Source organism: Vibrio sp. TAP-3B, assembly GCF_057784735.1.
Window position 1 is genome coordinate 803,228 of record NZ_CM173496.1, and the last position, 15,270, is coordinate 818,497.

Annotated in this window: 15 protein-coding genes and 1 pseudogene; 8 read left to right on the plus strand and 8 right to left on the minus strand. The window is 43.9% G+C overall.

Annotation, left to right across the window (positions count from 1 at the left end; translation table 11 throughout):
- Positions 1-120: 120 nt before the first annotated feature.
- A complete protein-coding gene (locus AC3D28_RS18105; RefSeq protein ID WP_098413592.1) occupies positions 121-639 on the plus strand; it encodes a glycine zipper 2TM domain-containing protein in 519 nt (172 codons plus the stop codon).
- A 61-nt stretch (positions 640-700) separates the two neighbouring features.
- On the opposite strand, the gene AC3D28_RS18110 is transcribed toward AC3D28_RS18105, so the two are convergent.
- The 3 genes and pseudogenes from AC3D28_RS18110 to AC3D28_RS18120 all read right to left on the minus strand — a co-directional run bounded on the left by AC3D28_RS18110 (position 701) and on the right by AC3D28_RS18120 (position 3,028).
- Entirely contained in the window at positions 701-1,543 is an 843-nt protein-coding gene (locus tag AC3D28_RS18110) for an IS3 family transposase (protein WP_488536032.1), read from the minus strand.
- Positions 1,540-2,047, minus strand: a pseudogene (locus AC3D28_RS18115) (helix-turn-helix domain-containing protein). Before AC3D28_RS18115 ends, AC3D28_RS18110 begins: the two are co-directional and overlap by 4 nt.
- Positions 2,048-2,131: 84 nt before the next feature.
- Entirely contained in the window at positions 2,132-3,028 is an 897-nt protein-coding gene (locus AC3D28_RS18120; RefSeq protein WP_488536220.1) for a DMT family transporter, read from the minus strand.
- Between the two features lie 94 nt (positions 3,029-3,122).
- Between AC3D28_RS18120 and AC3D28_RS18125 the strand changes: the two genes are divergently transcribed.
- From AC3D28_RS18125 to AC3D28_RS18135, 3 genes are all read left to right on the plus strand, one after another.
- Positions 3,123-4,007, plus strand: coding sequence for a LysR family transcriptional regulator (locus AC3D28_RS18125; protein ID WP_098413594.1), 885 nt, complete (start codon positions 3,123-3,125; stop codon positions 4,005-4,007).
- A gap of 176 nt (positions 4,008-4,183) precedes the next feature.
- Positions 4,184-4,798 (plus strand): outer membrane beta-barrel protein, encoded by a 615-nt coding sequence (locus AC3D28_RS18130; protein WP_488536221.1) that lies wholly within the window; start codon positions 4,184-4,186, stop codon positions 4,796-4,798.
- 159 nt (positions 4,799-4,957) lie between these two features.
- Positions 4,958-6,625 carry an ABC transporter substrate-binding protein gene (locus AC3D28_RS18135; protein WP_488536222.1) on the plus strand — a complete coding sequence of 556 codons (1,668 nt, stop codon included), beginning with the start codon at positions 4,958-4,960 and terminating at the stop codon, positions 6,623-6,625.
- 386 nt (positions 6,626-7,011) lie between these two features.
- Here the strand turns inward: AC3D28_RS18135 and AC3D28_RS18140 are convergent, their stop codons facing one another.
- From AC3D28_RS18140 to AC3D28_RS18155, 4 genes are all read right to left on the minus strand, one after another.
- Positions 7,012-7,515 (minus strand): copper resistance protein NlpE, encoded by a 504-nt coding sequence (locus tag AC3D28_RS18140; protein WP_488536223.1) that lies wholly within the window; start codon positions 7,513-7,515, stop codon positions 7,012-7,014.
- Between the two features lie 248 nt (positions 7,516-7,763).
- Positions 7,764-8,987, minus strand: coding sequence for a quaternary amine ABC transporter ATP-binding protein (locus AC3D28_RS18145; protein WP_098413596.1), 1,224 nt, complete (start codon positions 8,985-8,987; stop codon positions 7,764-7,766).
- On the minus strand, positions 8,980-9,879 hold the full coding sequence (locus tag AC3D28_RS18150) for an ABC transporter permease (RefSeq protein ID WP_098413597.1): 900 nt from the start codon (positions 9,877-9,879) through the stop codon (positions 8,980-8,982). Before AC3D28_RS18150 ends, AC3D28_RS18145 begins: the two co-directional genes overlap by 8 nt.
- A 131-nt stretch (positions 9,880-10,010) precedes the next feature.
- Positions 10,011-11,000 carry an ABC transporter substrate-binding protein gene (locus AC3D28_RS18155; protein ID WP_488536224.1) on the minus strand — a complete coding sequence of 330 codons (990 nt, stop codon included), beginning with the start codon at positions 10,998-11,000 and terminating at the stop codon, positions 10,011-10,013.
- Between the two features lie 359 nt (positions 11,001-11,359).
- Between AC3D28_RS18155 and AC3D28_RS18160 the strand changes: the two genes are divergently transcribed.
- The 4 genes from AC3D28_RS18160 (at position 11,360) to AC3D28_RS18175 (ending at position 12,933) form a co-directional block, all read left to right on the plus strand.
- The gene (locus AC3D28_RS18160; RefSeq protein WP_488536806.1) at positions 11,360-11,650 is read left to right on the plus strand and encodes a DUF134 domain-containing protein; all 291 of its coding nucleotides are present in this window, start codon (positions 11,360-11,362) and stop codon (positions 11,648-11,650) included.
- A complete protein-coding gene (locus AC3D28_RS18165) occupies positions 11,647-12,147 on the plus strand; it encodes a NifB/NifX family molybdenum-iron cluster-binding protein (RefSeq protein ID WP_488536225.1) in 501 nt (166 codons plus the stop codon). The genes AC3D28_RS18160 and AC3D28_RS18165 overlap by 4 nt, the downstream gene beginning before the upstream one ends.
- A 1-nt stretch (position 12,148) precedes the next feature.
- On the plus strand, positions 12,149-12,358 hold the full coding sequence (gene nqrM / locus AC3D28_RS18170; protein WP_098413601.1) for a (Na+)-NQR maturation NqrM: 210 nt from the start codon (positions 12,149-12,151) through the stop codon (positions 12,356-12,358).
- Between the two features lie 380 nt (positions 12,359-12,738).
- A complete protein-coding gene (locus tag AC3D28_RS18175) occupies positions 12,739-12,933 on the plus strand; it encodes a hypothetical protein (RefSeq protein ID WP_098413602.1) in 195 nt (64 codons plus the stop codon).
- Positions 12,934-13,012: 79 nt separating this feature from the next.
- On the opposite strand, the gene fusA is transcribed toward AC3D28_RS18175, so the two are convergent.
- Complete coding sequence (fusA, locus tag AC3D28_RS18180; protein ID WP_488536226.1) at positions 13,013-15,037, minus strand: elongation factor G; 2,025 nt, start codon at positions 15,035-15,037, stop codon at positions 13,013-13,015.
- Between the last annotated feature and the right edge of the window lie 233 nt (positions 15,038-15,270).

Sequence of the window (15,270 nt, forward strand, 5' to 3'; positions counted from 1 at the left end):
TTCTTATAAAACACCGTTTCTTTACTCGCTAATGACAGAGGGTTGGTTTTCACCTGATGTGAATTTTGGTTCGCGATTTACTATAGCGCCAACGAAAGAGAATCATACTGGAACGTAAACATGAAGATAAAATCTATTGCTATTGCAGCGGCCGTTGTTGCGGTACTTGCTGGTTGTAAAGACAAGACACCGCCGCCGCCAACACATGCGAATATAACGTTGGTTGAAGCGGTAACAGAAACCGTCCAACAACCTCATCAAGTATGTAAAGATGTGGTTGTAACCCAACAAGCTGCGCCTAAGGATGACAACAAAATTATTGGTACTGTAGGTGGCGCAGCGGCAGGTGCAGCATTGGGTAATCAAATTGGTGGTGGTTCGGGTAAAGTGATTGCGACGGCTGCAGGCACAATTGCAGGTGCGCTAACGGGGCGGACGATCCAAGAAAACGTTCAAAAAGGTAATGTTGTTACCACGACGAAGAAACAGTGCCATACAGAATACACAGCATCGGACAAAGTCGTTGGTTACGATGTCACGTATGAGGTGGCTGGCGCGCCGACAACGGTTCGTTTAACGAGCAAACCAGCGACAAAAACATTCCCAATTCAAGAGGGTGAGGTCGTTTTACCACAATAATGGGATACTGAGTTGAGAAAAGCCCTTTTATGAAGTGACCCCGTAAAGTTGGACATTTCTGTTAAGCGGCTTTCAAGACCTGAGTTCGATATTCTATCGGAGTCAGGCCTTTTAGTTTCACTTTTATACGCTTGGTATTGTAGTACTCGATGTATTCTTTAATTTGTTCTATCAGAGCATCTGCATCTTCAAAGCTTTGGTTGTGATACATCTCTGTTTTGAGTAAAGCAAAAAAGTTTTCAGCAACAGCATTATCCAAGCAGTTACCTTTTCTCGACATGCTTTGCGTTAACCCATTCTCCGCTACCTTTTTCTGATACTGTCGATGGCGATATTGCCAACCTTGATCGCTATGTATAATTGGTTTTGAGTTGGGTTTAAGCGTTGATATAGCTTCCGTCAGCATATCCGTGACAAGCGGCAAGCAGGCATTTTTGGCCACTCTATAAGCAACCACTTCCTGAGTAAACAAGTCGACAACGGGAGACAAGTATACTTTCTGCTCTTTGATTTTGAACTCCGTGACATCTGTTACCCATTTTTCATCGGGTTGAGTCGCACTAAAATCTCTTTCAAGCACGTTAGGAGCTGCTGTTCCAGATTCTCCTCGGTATGAACGATACTTTTTAACCCTGACCGTCGATTTAAGGTTGAGCTGAGCCATAAGTCTTTGAACCGTTTTGTGATTAAGCATAACCCCCTGATTTTTTAGTTCCAAGTGAATACGGCGGTAGCCGTATCGACCCTTATGTTCATGATAAATTGACTTTATCAAACGCAGCTCACGTTCGTAGCTATTTGGGCGCTTACTCGTTTGAGCCTGATAATAGAAGACACTTTTTGCCAACTGTAGAGTGTGCAGTAAGTGCTTCAACGGGTACTTGCCTTTAAGAGTTAGAGCTATGACCGCTTTTTCTTTGTTCGACGGTTTTTTTCCTGCTCCAACTCTTCCAACTTTTTTAGAACGGCATTCTCAGTTCGTAAGTAGACCAACTCCTCTTTTAGCTCCTCAAGTGTCATTTCATTATCAGGTTTAGTGGTACGTTGAGGTTGCTGTTTCATTGAGGGTCTTCCTTTCTGGCGCATTTTGAGCCCTTTGATACCGAGCTCATTAAATCTTTTGAGCCAGACAGAGAGTATCCCCGGGGGATGAGAGGTTTAATACTGCGCTAGTGTGCGTGAGAGACCAATCATTCGTCCACATTAAATTCAATGCTTTTCGTTTTTCCTGAGCAGTAGCATGCTTAGTTGGTAAAAATGAATCAGCACCATGGATGACAAAGACTTGAACCCAATACCGTATCTGTCTTGAAGACATTGAATATTGTTTTGCTAAATAGCGAGATGACGCACCATCTAAGCATTGTTTAGCAATGATACATTTTAGCTCGCGGCTATATTTGGACATAAAAAGACCCCCAATAATTGGTGTCCAACTATTGGGGGTCAGTTCATTATCCTTTGGATAAAAGGGCTTTTTTGTTTGCCAATATTAGGTCGCGTGCGCCTTCTGCTGTTCGCTTGCTTGTTGAGCTTGCAACTTTTTCTTGCGGCGTTCGCGTTTCGATAACCAAACCAATGGCACAACAATCATTATGGTACCGATCGCCATGAAAATATCGGGTACTTCTCCAAACCAAATTAACCCGACAAATACCGCCCCAATTAGGCCACTGTATTCTGCACTGGCGATTTTATTGCTGTCGATAGAGCGATAAGCCATTACACACGTTGCGGCATAAATCATGATGAACAAACTTGAACCAGCTGCGACAGGGAAGGCGCTCCAGTCCCATGGTTTGGCTTCGATCATGACAAGCAAGAAAGCCACCGGAATGCCGGTCAGGTTGGTCATGAGCAGTGTTTGTACCACTGACTGGTTTCTTGGCAGCTTACGGATCAATAAATTATTGATTGCCAAAGTAACTGCCACTACCAACGCATAAATCGCAGCCCAATCGATTTGATCTGGGCGAATAATGACTAAGACACCCGCGAAGCCCATGATTGCAGCAGCAACGGATTGCTTTGACAGTTTCTCCCCGAGAAAAATAGCGGCTAAAGGGAGCATAATCAGTGGCGCAGCATAAAAAATGGCGTTCGCGGTTGCGAGCGGCAAAGATGAGATCGCTAAGACCATAAATATTGCGCCAAGCAGCCATACGTGAGCACGGACGGCATGCCATTTAAACCCTTCAAGAAAGTTGGCTTGCTTGGTAAGCAAATACACAGGAAGTAAGAAAAGCACCGCTGAGACTTGTCGGAAAAAGACAAATTGAAAAATAGGCACTTCGTTACCGACACTTTTGATCAAAGAGTCTGACAGTACCGCAATGAGATTCCCAACAATTAATAGCAGCATAGCTGCGCCAACAGATGTCACTTTCACGTATTTTCTCTCCTCTCTCTTTGCCAAAGAATAGGTGATGTCATAGGATGAAGTGAAGTGATATTTATTAGTTTAGGTATGAGATTTTTAGATAATGAAATTACCACCACTAAGAGCAGTCCACTGCTTTGAATCTGTTGCTCGAAATGCAAGCTTTTCACTTGCGGCGGAAGAACTCAATGTGACGCAAAGTGCGGTCAGTCATCAAATACGATTATTGGAAGATTACTTAGGTGAGTCGCTATTTATTCGTCAAGGAAGAAAATTGTCATTGTCGGATACCGGCGCGCGTTATTTAGAAGATATTAGCCCCGCAATTAGCTCAATTGCGATAGCAAGCCAAAAGGTGCGAGAGGGAGATAAAGGCAGTATACGCTTAGCTATTTATAGCTCATTAGCCGTGAAATGGCTGATCCCACGTTTATCAGATTTTAAGCGTTTACATCCAGAAATCGACCTCACATTAAATATGGTTGTGGGGGATCCTGAGCAGACGGATAGTGTCGGAGATTGCTTTATTACGGTGCAAAAGCCCAAGCGCAACTATATGGCAGTGGATTTGTATGCCGAAACGCTGTACCCAGTATGTAGCCATAAGGTTTGGAAAGAGTTACAAGATCAGCCTATTCCTGAGGCGTTTTGGCGATACCCAATCTTGTCGACCGACTCTGTTTACCGTGACAGAGGGAAAGACTGGGCAGAGTGGTGCAAAGCAGGAGGGTACACTTTACCTAAGGATGTTGATGTCCAGCATTTCAGCCATATGTTATTAGCGATTGAGGCTGCACGCTACGATCAGGGGATCGCGTTTGCGAATGATTTTATGCTCAATGAGCGCGATAAGGCGCACGATTTAGTCTATATCCCTTCCCATGGGTTAGAAACTGGCGACAGTTTTTACTTTATTCATAAGAAAAGTCGAGCCAAACAAACGGAGATTATAAAACTCACTAACTGGTTGAAACAGCAGTGTTTGTGAAATAACTAAATTATCATGGCTAAGAAAGTGGCAAGATTATGTCTAAACATTTCATGTTTTATGGAGTTTTGATTCATTAAAATCAACGTGGTTTTGAAACCGAGTGAAATGGACAGCATGACGTGCTTAAGGATGGGCAAAACACAACCTCAATAATAAACAGGCAGTGGAATACAATGTTAAAAAAAACATGTCTAATGACAGCCCTTCTAGCAACATGTTCTCTTGCAAACGCAGCTCCTTACGTCGGTGCATCGGTAGGTCAAGCATCGTTTGGTGATGTAAACGGCTCTATCAATGGTGGTGGTACCAACGCTAGCACTAAGCTTAAACTTGAAGATGACTCAAGCCTTTCAGGTAAAGTATTTGGTGGTTACAAATTCAACGAATACATTTCTCTAGAAGCAGCCATTGGTGGCTACGACGCTTTAGACGGCAAAGTTGTTACTGTTGGTGATATGAAGTATTTATCGATTCAACCAAAGGCGACTCTACCTATTGGTGATCGTTTCAACCTTTTTGCTAAAGCTGGTCTTTCTTACTTCAATGCTGAATTCAAAATTAGCAACTCTGTGATTGACGGTAGCGCAGGCCATACCACCATTTCTGACAGCACTGTGACAGGCATGTACGGTTTAGGCGCAGAGTTTGCTATTACAGAGAACTTTGCTCTGCAAGTTGAATGGGAATACATGATGCCAGAGCTAGACATTGCGAAATTTGGCAATGAAAAAGTAACGGTTGATGCTGACATCAACGTGTTCTCTGTCGGTATGAGTTACCGTTTCTAAGAATACTTATTCAAGTTACCTCTTGGCTTAGTACACGTTTTTGACTTCTGTTGGTCGAGCTGAGTCCAAGCTTTGAATATGTGTAGATATAGCACAGGAAGTTTAGTTGCTAAGCGTCCTGTGCTATTTTTTGCTTTGGAATAACTCTTAGGAATCTTTGTGAACGATATCAATCTTAGGTATCTGGATCTACTGTTAAAGCACTTTGAACCTCATCAATATCACTTCGTTACGCTGTCGGAGCTTGAAGTGGTAATTTGTACGTCGAGGCGCAATGTTTCTATTGTGATGAAAAAGCTTGCCACATACGGTTGGGTAGATTGGCAACCTGCAATTGGCAGAAGTAACGCCAGCCGTCTGAATATTACTACTTCCCTTCAACAAGCGATGACCGAATTTTTGGTTGAGGAGCTTGGTCGGGGAAGAATGAACTCGATAACAAAACTTATCGATTGGTTCGGCCAAAGTGCTGTCAGGGCGCTGACGATTGCCTCTGAAAAAGTGAACCAGTTGAATGAGTCAAATAACGCTATTTTGATCTCCTCTTATCCTTGGGTGTCTAAGGTCGATCCTGCGAATACTTATCGTCATACTGAACTGCATGTGGCGAAAAGTGTTTATGATGTTTTGCTGACTCAAAATTCCAATGGTGGCATTGAGCCTTCGCTAGCACATCAGTGGAAAATGGAAGGCAATGTGATGACGTTTTGGTTGAGACCTGGAATATATCGTCACGATGGCGAACTGCTTAGCATACAAGATGTTGTTTGGAGCATAGAAAGGCTTAAGGAAATAAAAGGACCAGTACACGAGCTCTGGCAATGTATTGACAGTGTGGTTGCCGAAACATCGAGCTGCTTAAAAATTACATTGAAACATCCGAACATGCTTTTTCCATATATGCTAGCCACTCCTCACGCTTCTATTCTTTGTCGAGATGTTGTTTCTTTCGGTTCTGGTTATTCTTACCACATAGGCACCGGACCATTTAAAATCAGTGGTTGGAGCCAAGAGAGCATGACTCTTCAAGCGCACAAAGAGTATTATTCAGCGCGCGCGTTGTTAGACCAAATAACGCTGTCTTATGGTGATGTTAAAACCTTGAACATGTTGAGCTTTAACCAAACCTCTGATCACGTTGAAGTGGAAAAAATCAGCGCATTTTCATATTTGACCTATCGCGAGCGTGCGGACTCTAATCTCGCAAAAGAAGATTGGTATCAACTCGCCGATTACCTCAATGCGCAAAAGAGAATCTATGAGGCGCAAAGTGCCGTTGACAGCATTCAGTTAGCGACTCAAGAGCAAGATTTACTAATAGTAGATTCTGTTGTGACGCCTAAGCTACAAGGTAAAGTAGCGCTAGCCGAGCCAGTATGGACGATACCAAGTTTAATCCGACACTCTGAGTGGCTGCACCGTGTGATTCGAGCGACGGGATTAGAGCTGGAGATCGTCATTATTGATGACATTAGTTTTCCTAAAGTAGTATCACATCGAGCGGACTTGCTCCTAATTGAAGAAGTCATGGAGGCGCCGTTTGAGTATGGCGTATTTGAGTGGCTATCGATAGCAACAGGACTGCGTTTTAGTTTTGACTCAAGTCAGATGTTGAGCCATCGAGAAAAGGTTCGCGAAGCCATGACAAATGCTCAACCTTTGCAATCTCTGTTAGACGTAGAAAAAGCGTTGCGCGACCAGTACATTTATTTGCCTTTATTTGTTGGTTATGAAGAGGTCACAAAGACACAGCAAGTGCGCGGTGTTCAGGTGAAAAATACGGGTTATAGCGATTTGCATCGCCTCTGGATTGCTCACTCTAACTAGTATTTTGGTACACGGTATTAATACATAAAACCATCGAAATGATGGGTTTATATTTAAATGCCGAATTAGAAGTTGTACGACACGCTCGCATAACAACCCATTGGTTTGCACTATCAACAATAGAGAGTCACTGGTACCGCTACCTAGGCGTGTTTATTATGTCATTTGGCTTACTTGCCAGTTGTCCTGCTTTGTTTTGAACGCTGTATATAATGAAGTTGTAAGCTTCTATCAGCAAAGCGTATGGAAATGTTATGAACAATCAGGATGAGAAGCAGAAATAAGATCAAAAGAGGAAGATAAGGGGTACAGTTATAGTCAGTAGAAATAAAAATCCGAGCTGGGGTGGCTCGGATTTAGATTACTTATCAGGTATCGATACTAACTTATTGTTGCTTCGTTAAGTTGTATAACGGTGCTAGGTCACCCGTTACTTTTTCACCGTTCATGTCTAATTTCATCAGTACGTTTTCACCAACGAAGTACTGATTTGGTACTTCTTCGTTTGCTAATGTAACGATGCTGCCGTTTGCGTCCCAAGTAAACTGACCTTCAGATTTTGACTGACCATCTTCTTTGTCTTGGTAACTTTCTTCTAGCATATAAGTGCCGTCTTGATTGAGTATGAGTGTCGTATCAATACCTGAGCAATCTGCACATGGAAGTGTACCTTTATAAGTGCCATTCCAGTCCAATGCATTTTGAGCGTTATGTTCAGAGTCCATAAACGTTTCAGCAGTAATGACTTGCTCTTCTTCTACTGGCAACGCCTCTGTGGTGACTTCTGTTTCTGGGGGTACTTCAACAGCGCTTGTGTCGGTCGGTTTCTCATCTTGACAGCCTGTAAGAATGATGACTGCGCCTGTTAATGCCAATAATGCTTTTTTCATTGTTATCCCTCTTTAAATAAAGATTTTGTATGAGAGTAATAATAGATATTTGTCGGAGAGTTACGTCATAAAAAAGCAATAGAATGATCTATCGATGTCAATAAAATCAAGGTTAAGTATAAAATTGTCAGGAAAATCAGAATAATGTAAACGTGAAGGAATTATAAAGAGTGAACTTAGCTGCGGCACTTTTTAGTCTGTCAAAAGTCAAACGGCCCACGTTAAAGTGGGCCGTTTGATTGAAAAGGCTAAGAGGCTTTGTCGATCTTTGAACGGACAGCACCTCGCTCGGTATCATCGGCAAATATACCAGCCACGGCATTGCGCTCCAATTCACCTTGTAAATGCCCATATTCATCAACAACCGGCAGCGAGTAGTTACAAGACATGGTTTCTGGTAATACTTTCTCAATCGCGGAGTTGGGAGAAATGATGGGCACCTCTTCATAGATGTCGTTATCCCACGTAGACGTTCGGTGTAGCTTGGTCGCGTCTAACAGACCTTGCTGAGTAATGACGCCTTGGTAGCCTTCCTCGGTGACGTGGTAAGCGTAATCACGTTTAACACGTTTCATTTCCGCTAGGGCTTCTTCAATCGTGGTGGCTGCAATTCGGTAAGAAGGCGGCTGCATGACGGTCTCGACGGTCAGTGCTCGTGCTCGGTTTACGTCTTTTACAAACGCTTCCACGTACTCATCGGCAGGATGAAGTAAAATCTCGTCTGGCGAGCCTTGTTGTACCAGTTCACCATCTTTAAGAATCGCAATACGATCGCCAAGGCGTAGCGCCTCGTCTAAATCGTGAGTAATAAAGATGATCGTTTTGTGCAACTTTTCTTGGAGCTCAATTAATTGATCTTGCATTTCACTACGAATGAGTGGATCGAGCGCAGAGAATGCTTCATCCATAAGAAGAATTTCCGCATCGGTTGCTAGTGCTCGCGCCAAACCAACACGTTGTTGTTGGCCGCCAGAAAGTTGAGATGGGTATTGGTTCTCATATCCCGTCAAGCCAACAGCCTCTAGCCATTCATGGGCTTTTACTAAGCGAGTCTCTTTACTGATCCCTTGTACTTCCAAGCCATAAGCGACGTTATCTATGACAGTGCGATGAGGCAGCAAACCGAAACGTTGAAAGACCATCGACATTTTATGTCGGCGAAACTGCTCGAGTTCCTTGGTAGACAATTGCATGACATCCACACCTTCCACCAAAATCTGTCCCATGGTTGGGTCAATTAGGCGGTTGAAATGGCGGATCATAGTCGACTTACCAGAGCCGGACAGGCCCATAATGACAAATATTTCGCCTTCATTAATTTGAAGATTAATGTTTTTCAGGCCGACAGTATGGCCAGTTTCAGCCAGTACTTGATCTTTGCTTTGGCCTGATTTTACGCGTTCAATAACACTTTGGGGTTTAGGACCGAAGATTTTGTACAGACCGCTGATCTCAATAAGTGGGCTAGTCATGCTTTAAGTCTCCTAAATGGGCCTGAGTACGTTTTGCATAAGCTTGTGACGCACGGTCGAAGAGAATCGCCAAGGCAACAATGGCTAAACCATTCAACAGCCCGAGAGTGAAGTATTGATTCGTAATGGACTTTAAAACGGGTTGCCCTAAGCCTTTCACACCAATCATCGACGCGATCACCACCATCGAAAGTGCCATCATGATGGTTTGGTTAATCCCTGCCATGATGGTTGGCATCGCGAGCGGTAACTGGACACCAAACAGGCGCTGATTGCTGCTTGCACCAAACGCGGTTGCGGCTTCCAGTACTTCTTTATCGACGAGTCGAATACCTAAATTGGTCAGACGAATCACAGGAGGAATCGCATAAATAACCACGGCAATCAAGCCCGGAATTTTTCCTATCCCCAGTAGCATCACAACTGGGATAAGGTAAACAAACGCAGGCATGGTTTGCATCACGTCTAGCAATGGCGTCACAACGGACTGAATACGATTAGAGCGTGCCATTACAATGCCGATAGGAATGCCGAGTGCTATTGCGAGCATAGTACAGACCGTAATGATGCTCAGTGTGCGCATGGTGTCTTCCCACATCCCGAAGTACCCAATCAAAATGAGCGAACCGAAACAAGCCACGGCGAGTTTCCAAGAGCGACTCGCGGCGTAAACCAGAACGGTACTCACACCCAGTATGATGAACCAAGGCGTGGAAATGAGGAGGTTTTCAAACCAAACAAGAAACGAAAGGAGAGGATCAAATAAGGATTCAATCAGTTCGCCATATTCTCGAGAAAAGTCTCGGTAGGCACCATCTAAAGTTTTTCGAATCATCCTGAGATCTGAGCGATCCATTTCTGGGAATTCGCTCAGCCAGTTCGAGTCAGACATAGTTACTTCCTTTTTCTTGCCGAAGCGAGAGGTTACCTCGGCATACAACATTTGCTTATACCCAAAATGACGATTTTGTAGTCTGTGTGTTTGACTAGCATTGGGTCTGTTTGGGTATTAATGTCCAAAGCTTATAGCGCGCGCTGAACTTTGTCGGCGACATCTTGTGATACCCAGTGGGTCCAAATTTGTGGGTAGTTTTCTAAAAAGTAGAACATGGTCTCTTCACCGTCCGCTTGGTTATCTTCCATCCACGCCAGCAGCTGGTTCATATCTGCATTAGTAAATCCGCGTTTAGTAAAGTATTGATAAGCTTGCGGTGCACGGTTTGCAAAAGCTTCGGTTGTAATGGTATGAACAGGTGATACAGGGTACATCGTTGGTTTTGGATCATCACAATAGGCGTGAGTGGTGCAGTTTACGAATTCGTCAAGGTTGACTCCGCTCCCAAAGTCGACTTTCACCATATCGTACTTTCCGAGTACTGCCGTCGGTGCCCAGTAATAACCAAACCAAGCTTCTTCACGCTCGTATGCTTTGGCAATCGAGCCTGATAGACCCGCACTTGAACCAGGATCGATAATATCGAACCCTGCCTCATTAAGTTTCATTGCTCTATAGAGGTTGCCAGTACTGATTTGGCAGTTCCAGCCAGCAGGGCAGCTATAAAAGGCCGATTTGGAATCATCTTCTGGGTGAGAAAATAATTTCGCGTGTTTTTTCACGCCTTCAATGGTTTTGAGTTCTGGGTATTGCTTTACTAAGTAAGCAGGAACCCAAAAGCCTTCCTCGCCGCCGTCGATTAATGATTTACCAGCAAAGCGTAGACGTTTTTCGGCAACGCCTTTTTCTAACGCACCTTTTAAGCTATTACTCCAAAGTTCAGGGGCGACATCTGGTTGCCCTTTTTCGATCATTGAGGTGCCGGTTGGCATGGTATCGCCGGGAATGAGCTCTGCATCGCAGCCGTATCCATGTTCAAGAATAAAGCGGTCGACATTCGCCATGAGTGTTGCTGAGTTCCAGTTCATATCGGCAATAGTGACGCGGCCACACTCGTCGGCATGTGCGTGGGTCGCTAGTGCGCCCATTATGATGAATAACGAGACTTTGTACTTCATATTGAGTTCCTTTCTCTAATGGCACTTTTTAATAAAACAATCATTCGTGTTCAAATTAATGATTTGTCTGAATTATAAGTTTCCTTATTTAAGGAAATGAATACATTAGCGCGTATTTGTATGAAAAATCTGCGCAAATTAACACTTTTGTTATTTGAATGAGCAAAAGTGTTTTTCTATTGGTTCGTTGGCAAGACTGATAAATCGTTAGATGTCTAATGAAAGTCCCTTGTTCGAAGTTCATAACAACGTGTATAACGCGATTTTTGCAAACTTAGGTTGTTAGCATATGCCAAAAAATGTTGTTGGCATATGCCATATTTAAGCGTAAGTTGGCGTGGTGTTTTAGAGGAATAATGATGGCAAGACCAAAGATAGAAAGACGAATATGCGGGCGCGCTGCACACTATTGTTTCAAACCTAATGGGGTGCCATTCTACCAACTGGAACAAGTTGTCATATTACCAGAAGAGCTGGAAGCTTTGCGCTTGGCAGATTTAGAAGAACTCAGTCAACAACAAGCAGCAGATCAGATGGGGATATCGAGACAAACTTTTGGTAATACAGTAAAAAGTGCGCGATTAAAAGTCGCAAAAAGCTTAGTTGAAGGTCATGCGTTAGTTTTTCCGAATGAGGAGTCAAACTTATGATTTATGCGGTTCCTAATGATGGTGGGCGAGTGGCAAACCATTTTGTTAAAGCGCCATACATTGCTATTTATTCTGATACTGACGGAATATTAAAAAACTTAGTAAACATCGCTTCGATGCCACAATCTGGCTGCCACGCGAAGTCTCAGCTGATTCAGTCACTACAAGAGTACAATGTGGATGCCGTTCTAGTGCGCAATATTGGTGAACGAGCGCTGAAAAAACTGCTTCGTGATGGCACACAAGTATTCAGGCTGTTAACCCGTAGCTCGTTAGAAGATGTTCTCGGAGTATCAAGAGAGCGATTGACTGACCCATCTCAGGGCCGTCCTTCTACAAACCATAAGAAAAAGGGTGGATGTGATTCATGCCGCTGTGGTGGTAAAGCATCGAAGCCTTCACTGCTAGCTCGGCCAAAACAACTCGATACCGCGTCCACCATGAAATCTAGCCCAGCTATACTTAGTTTACGGGCTTCTGTTCATAAGGCAGATTAATATGGTGTGGTTATTTACTTTTATTGGCTTTCTCGCGATTATTTTGTTGATGTCACTTGGGGTGATCTTTCACAACAAACGAATTCAAGGCAGTTGTGGTGGCTTGAATCATGTTGGCGTTGATAAGGTGTGTAATTGCGAAACCTCTTGTGCAGAGTCAGAGCGTCGTTTATATCAAATTTCTGAGCCTAACTCGTCGCCTGAGCGTTAAACTTTTTCGCCCATTTAGATCATGCTTATATCAACGAAATATACCTACTGGTTTGTGGGCCTTCTCCCGAGATCAGTAGGTTAACCGCGTTTCTCCCAATCCATTTGCTAAAGCGACTGTAGTCACAAACGTTTTCAGGTGGCTTTATTCTGCCTATTTCGTGGGGCTGCGCATTGCTAGGGGATTGCCTATCTTTAGTCATTCTTCAGTTGGCGTAGTGACGCGTGACAAGAATAAGAAGAATGAAGAGAACACCGAAACCCAAAAATGCAATCACAGGGTTAAAAATTGCCGTAAGGGTCTAAATTTTACACTGGTACTTTTGCCCATTATCAGTTCCGTTCTACGCTTAATATTCGATTTAAAAAAGGAGAACCAAGATGGCTGTCATTAAGCAGGATATTCCCAATCGTGTAACGGTTTACCATGACAATGTCGAGCAAGAACAAGAGCTGAAAAATGCGATGCTGCCGGAAAAACCGCGTTACTTTAACGGTGCTCCAACTTACAGAGCGAGCAGTGTCGAAGAATTTGAAAGTAAAATCAGTCAGATAGGCTTGTCTCTAGACAAGTAAATTTCCTTGGATACTTAAAGCGCCCTCATCCCATGAGGGCGCTTTTGTTTTACCTGCCAAGGATTGCGACTGAGGAAAGTCAGCTTTGCTGAGCACGACTTTGGCACACTTGTTGTTGAATGGCGGGTGGGGCTGGCTCGTAGTGACTCAAGGTCATACTAAAACTGCCTTCACCACCTGTGATGGAACGCAATCGCCGCGCGTAATCTTGCAGTTCGTTCACTGGGGATTTGGCTTTTAGGACGGTAAAGTGACTGTCGACTGGCTCTGTGCCCTCTATCAAACCACGATTACCAGACAAGTCACCGGTCACATCCCCAACATTGGCTGTAGGGATATGCAATTCCATCTGCACGATCGGTTCAAGTACGATTGGATCGGCATTGCTAATCGCCTCTAAGAAGGCTTTTTTACCTGCTATCACAAATGCAATTTCTTTTGAATCGACAGAGTGGTATTTGCCGTCGTAAACGGTGACTTCAATATCTTTGATGGGGTTACCAGAAATTGCACCTTCTTCTACTGCTTGCATGATGCCTTTTTCAACCGCAGGAATAAGCGCGGTCGGAATTGCACCACCGACAACTTTATTGATGAACTTAAAACCTGAACCACGCTCCAGTGGGCGCACTTTTAATTGAACTTCACCAAACTGACCTGCTCCGCCACTTTGTTTTTTGTGTCGATAACGACCTTCAGCTGGTTTGGTGATGGCTTCGAAATACTCGACGCTAGGCTGACAAGTTTCAACATCAAGCTTATAGATGTTGGCCATCTTTTCTAATACCACTTTGAGGTGGAACTCTCCTTGACCGCTAATGATGGTTTCGTTGGTTCTGGCGCGATGCTCAATGCGCAAAGAGGGGTCTTCACTGGCAATCTTATTCAGCACATCACTCAGCTTTTGCTCATCGCCACGTTTAACGGGTTTTAAGCGCAGAGCGTACATGGAGTCTGGGAAGTTTAATGTTTTCAGTTCTACGCCGTCTTCTGCATGGGAGTCATGGACAATAGCATCAAATTCAAGATCATCGATTTTGGCTAACACACAGAAGTCGCCGGGCAGTGCGCGAGAAATTTCCATCCTGTCTTTGCCTTGGAGCTGGTATAGGTGCCCAACTTTAAATGCTTTGTTGTTCTCACCAAGGTAGAGTTGACTACCTGCGTTAATTTCGCCTTGATACACACGCAAGTAAGCGAGTTTTCCCATGTACGGGTCAACACTGATTTTATATACGTGCGCAACGGTATGTTCTAACGTTTCACAGTTTACTTTGATTCTTTGACCGTTCTTCTCCAGCATTGGCGGGTTGCCTTCGTTTGGCATCGGCATGATTTCTGCTAACGTTCGCAGGAGTAAATCGACGCCTGCCCCGGTTTGTGCAGAGACAAAACAAATAGGGATGACGTGGCCAGTTCTCAGGGCTTCTTCAAATGGGTCATGCAGTTGCTCGGCAGTCAGTTCTGAGCCTTGTTCCAAATACAGATCCATTAATTCTTCATCAACTTCAATGACTTGGTCGATTAAGGTTTCATGGGCTTCGTCGACTCTAGCCAATAAGGTGTCTTGCTCTAATTCAGGTTCAAAATAGCAATCGACAACCGACTGACCATCGGTAGACGGTAAGTTAATTGGCAGGCAGCTATCCCCAAAATGCTCAACAATACTTTCCATTAATTTTTCTAATTGATTACCGTGATTGTCGAGCTTATTGATGATGATCATCTGACACTTTTTTTGCTCGTTGGCAAAGGCGAATAACCGGTCGGAAGTTTGGTTGAGGGGCGTTTGTGGGTCGATGACAAGAGCCGAAGTTTCTACAGCAGGAAAAATACTGATCGTGCGGCCGAGTAATTCGTTTTGCCCCGGCGTATCGATAATATTAAGCCGATGTTTGTTCCAGCGAAGTGCGACTGGGGTGGCCTCGATACTGTGTTGATATTGAATGGATTGTGGGTCGAAATCAGTAACGGTATCGCCTTTTTCAACACTACCTAAATGACGAGTTGCATCGCAGGTATAAAGCAGTTTTTCTATCAGAGTGGTTTTACCGGTTCCCGTTTGACCGACAAAAGCGATATTGCGAATGTTATTAATAGGCATAGAGCCTCCTTGCAAGATGACGTGAAAAAAACCATGGGTTCTTAGACAAACGTTTATATCCGTCCTACCTGTCACTCCAAGTAGTTTGGGTATATCAGCTCACGAACTGCATTGGAGTCGGGCGGGATTACCGCCTGTTCGTCTTCCATGTCATTTTCCGGATGACTCTATACATATAACCACCTCAATGGAGAATTATAATATTAGCATGCCGTAATCACCGTATAATTTAT

Bases quoted from the DNA above. Each gene is read 5' to 3' on its own strand.
- AC3D28_RS18105 (WP_098413592.1), top strand. From the start codon at position 121: ATGAAGATAAAATCTATTGCTATTGCAGCGGCCGTTGTTGCGGTACTT.
- AC3D28_RS18125 (WP_098413594.1), top strand. From the start codon at position 3,123: ATGAAATTACCACCACTAAGAGCAGTCCACTGCTTTGAATCTGTTGCT.
- AC3D28_RS18130 (WP_488536221.1), top strand. From the start codon at position 4,184: ATGTTAAAAAAAACATGTCTAATGACAGCCCTTCTAGCAACATGTTCT.
- AC3D28_RS18140 (WP_488536223.1), bottom strand. From the start codon at position 7,515: ATGAAAAAAGCATTATTGGCATTAACAGGCGCAGTCATCATTCTTACA.
- AC3D28_RS18145 (WP_098413596.1), bottom strand. From the start codon at position 8,987: ATGACTAGCCCACTTATTGAGATCAGCGGTCTGTACAAAATCTTCGGT.
- AC3D28_RS18150 (WP_098413597.1), bottom strand. From the start codon at position 9,879: ATGTCTGACTCGAACTGGCTGAGCGAATTCCCAGAAATGGATCGCTCA.
- AC3D28_RS18155 (WP_488536224.1), bottom strand. From the start codon at position 11,000: ATGAAGTACAAAGTCTCGTTATTCATCATAATGGGCGCACTAGCGACC.
- AC3D28_RS18160 (WP_488536806.1), top strand. From the start codon at position 11,360: ATGGCAAGACCAAAGATAGAAAGACGAATATGCGGGCGCGCTGCACAC.
- AC3D28_RS18165 (WP_488536225.1), top strand. From the start codon at position 11,647: ATGATTTATGCGGTTCCTAATGATGGTGGGCGAGTGGCAAACCATTTT.
- nqrM (WP_098413601.1), top strand. From the start codon at position 12,149: ATGGTGTGGTTATTTACTTTTATTGGCTTTCTCGCGATTATTTTGTTG.
- AC3D28_RS18175 (WP_098413602.1), top strand. From the start codon at position 12,739: ATGGCTGTCATTAAGCAGGATATTCCCAATCGTGTAACGGTTTACCAT.
- fusA (WP_488536226.1), bottom strand. From the start codon at position 15,037: ATGCCTATTAATAACATTCGCAATATCGCTTTTGTCGGTCAAACGGGA.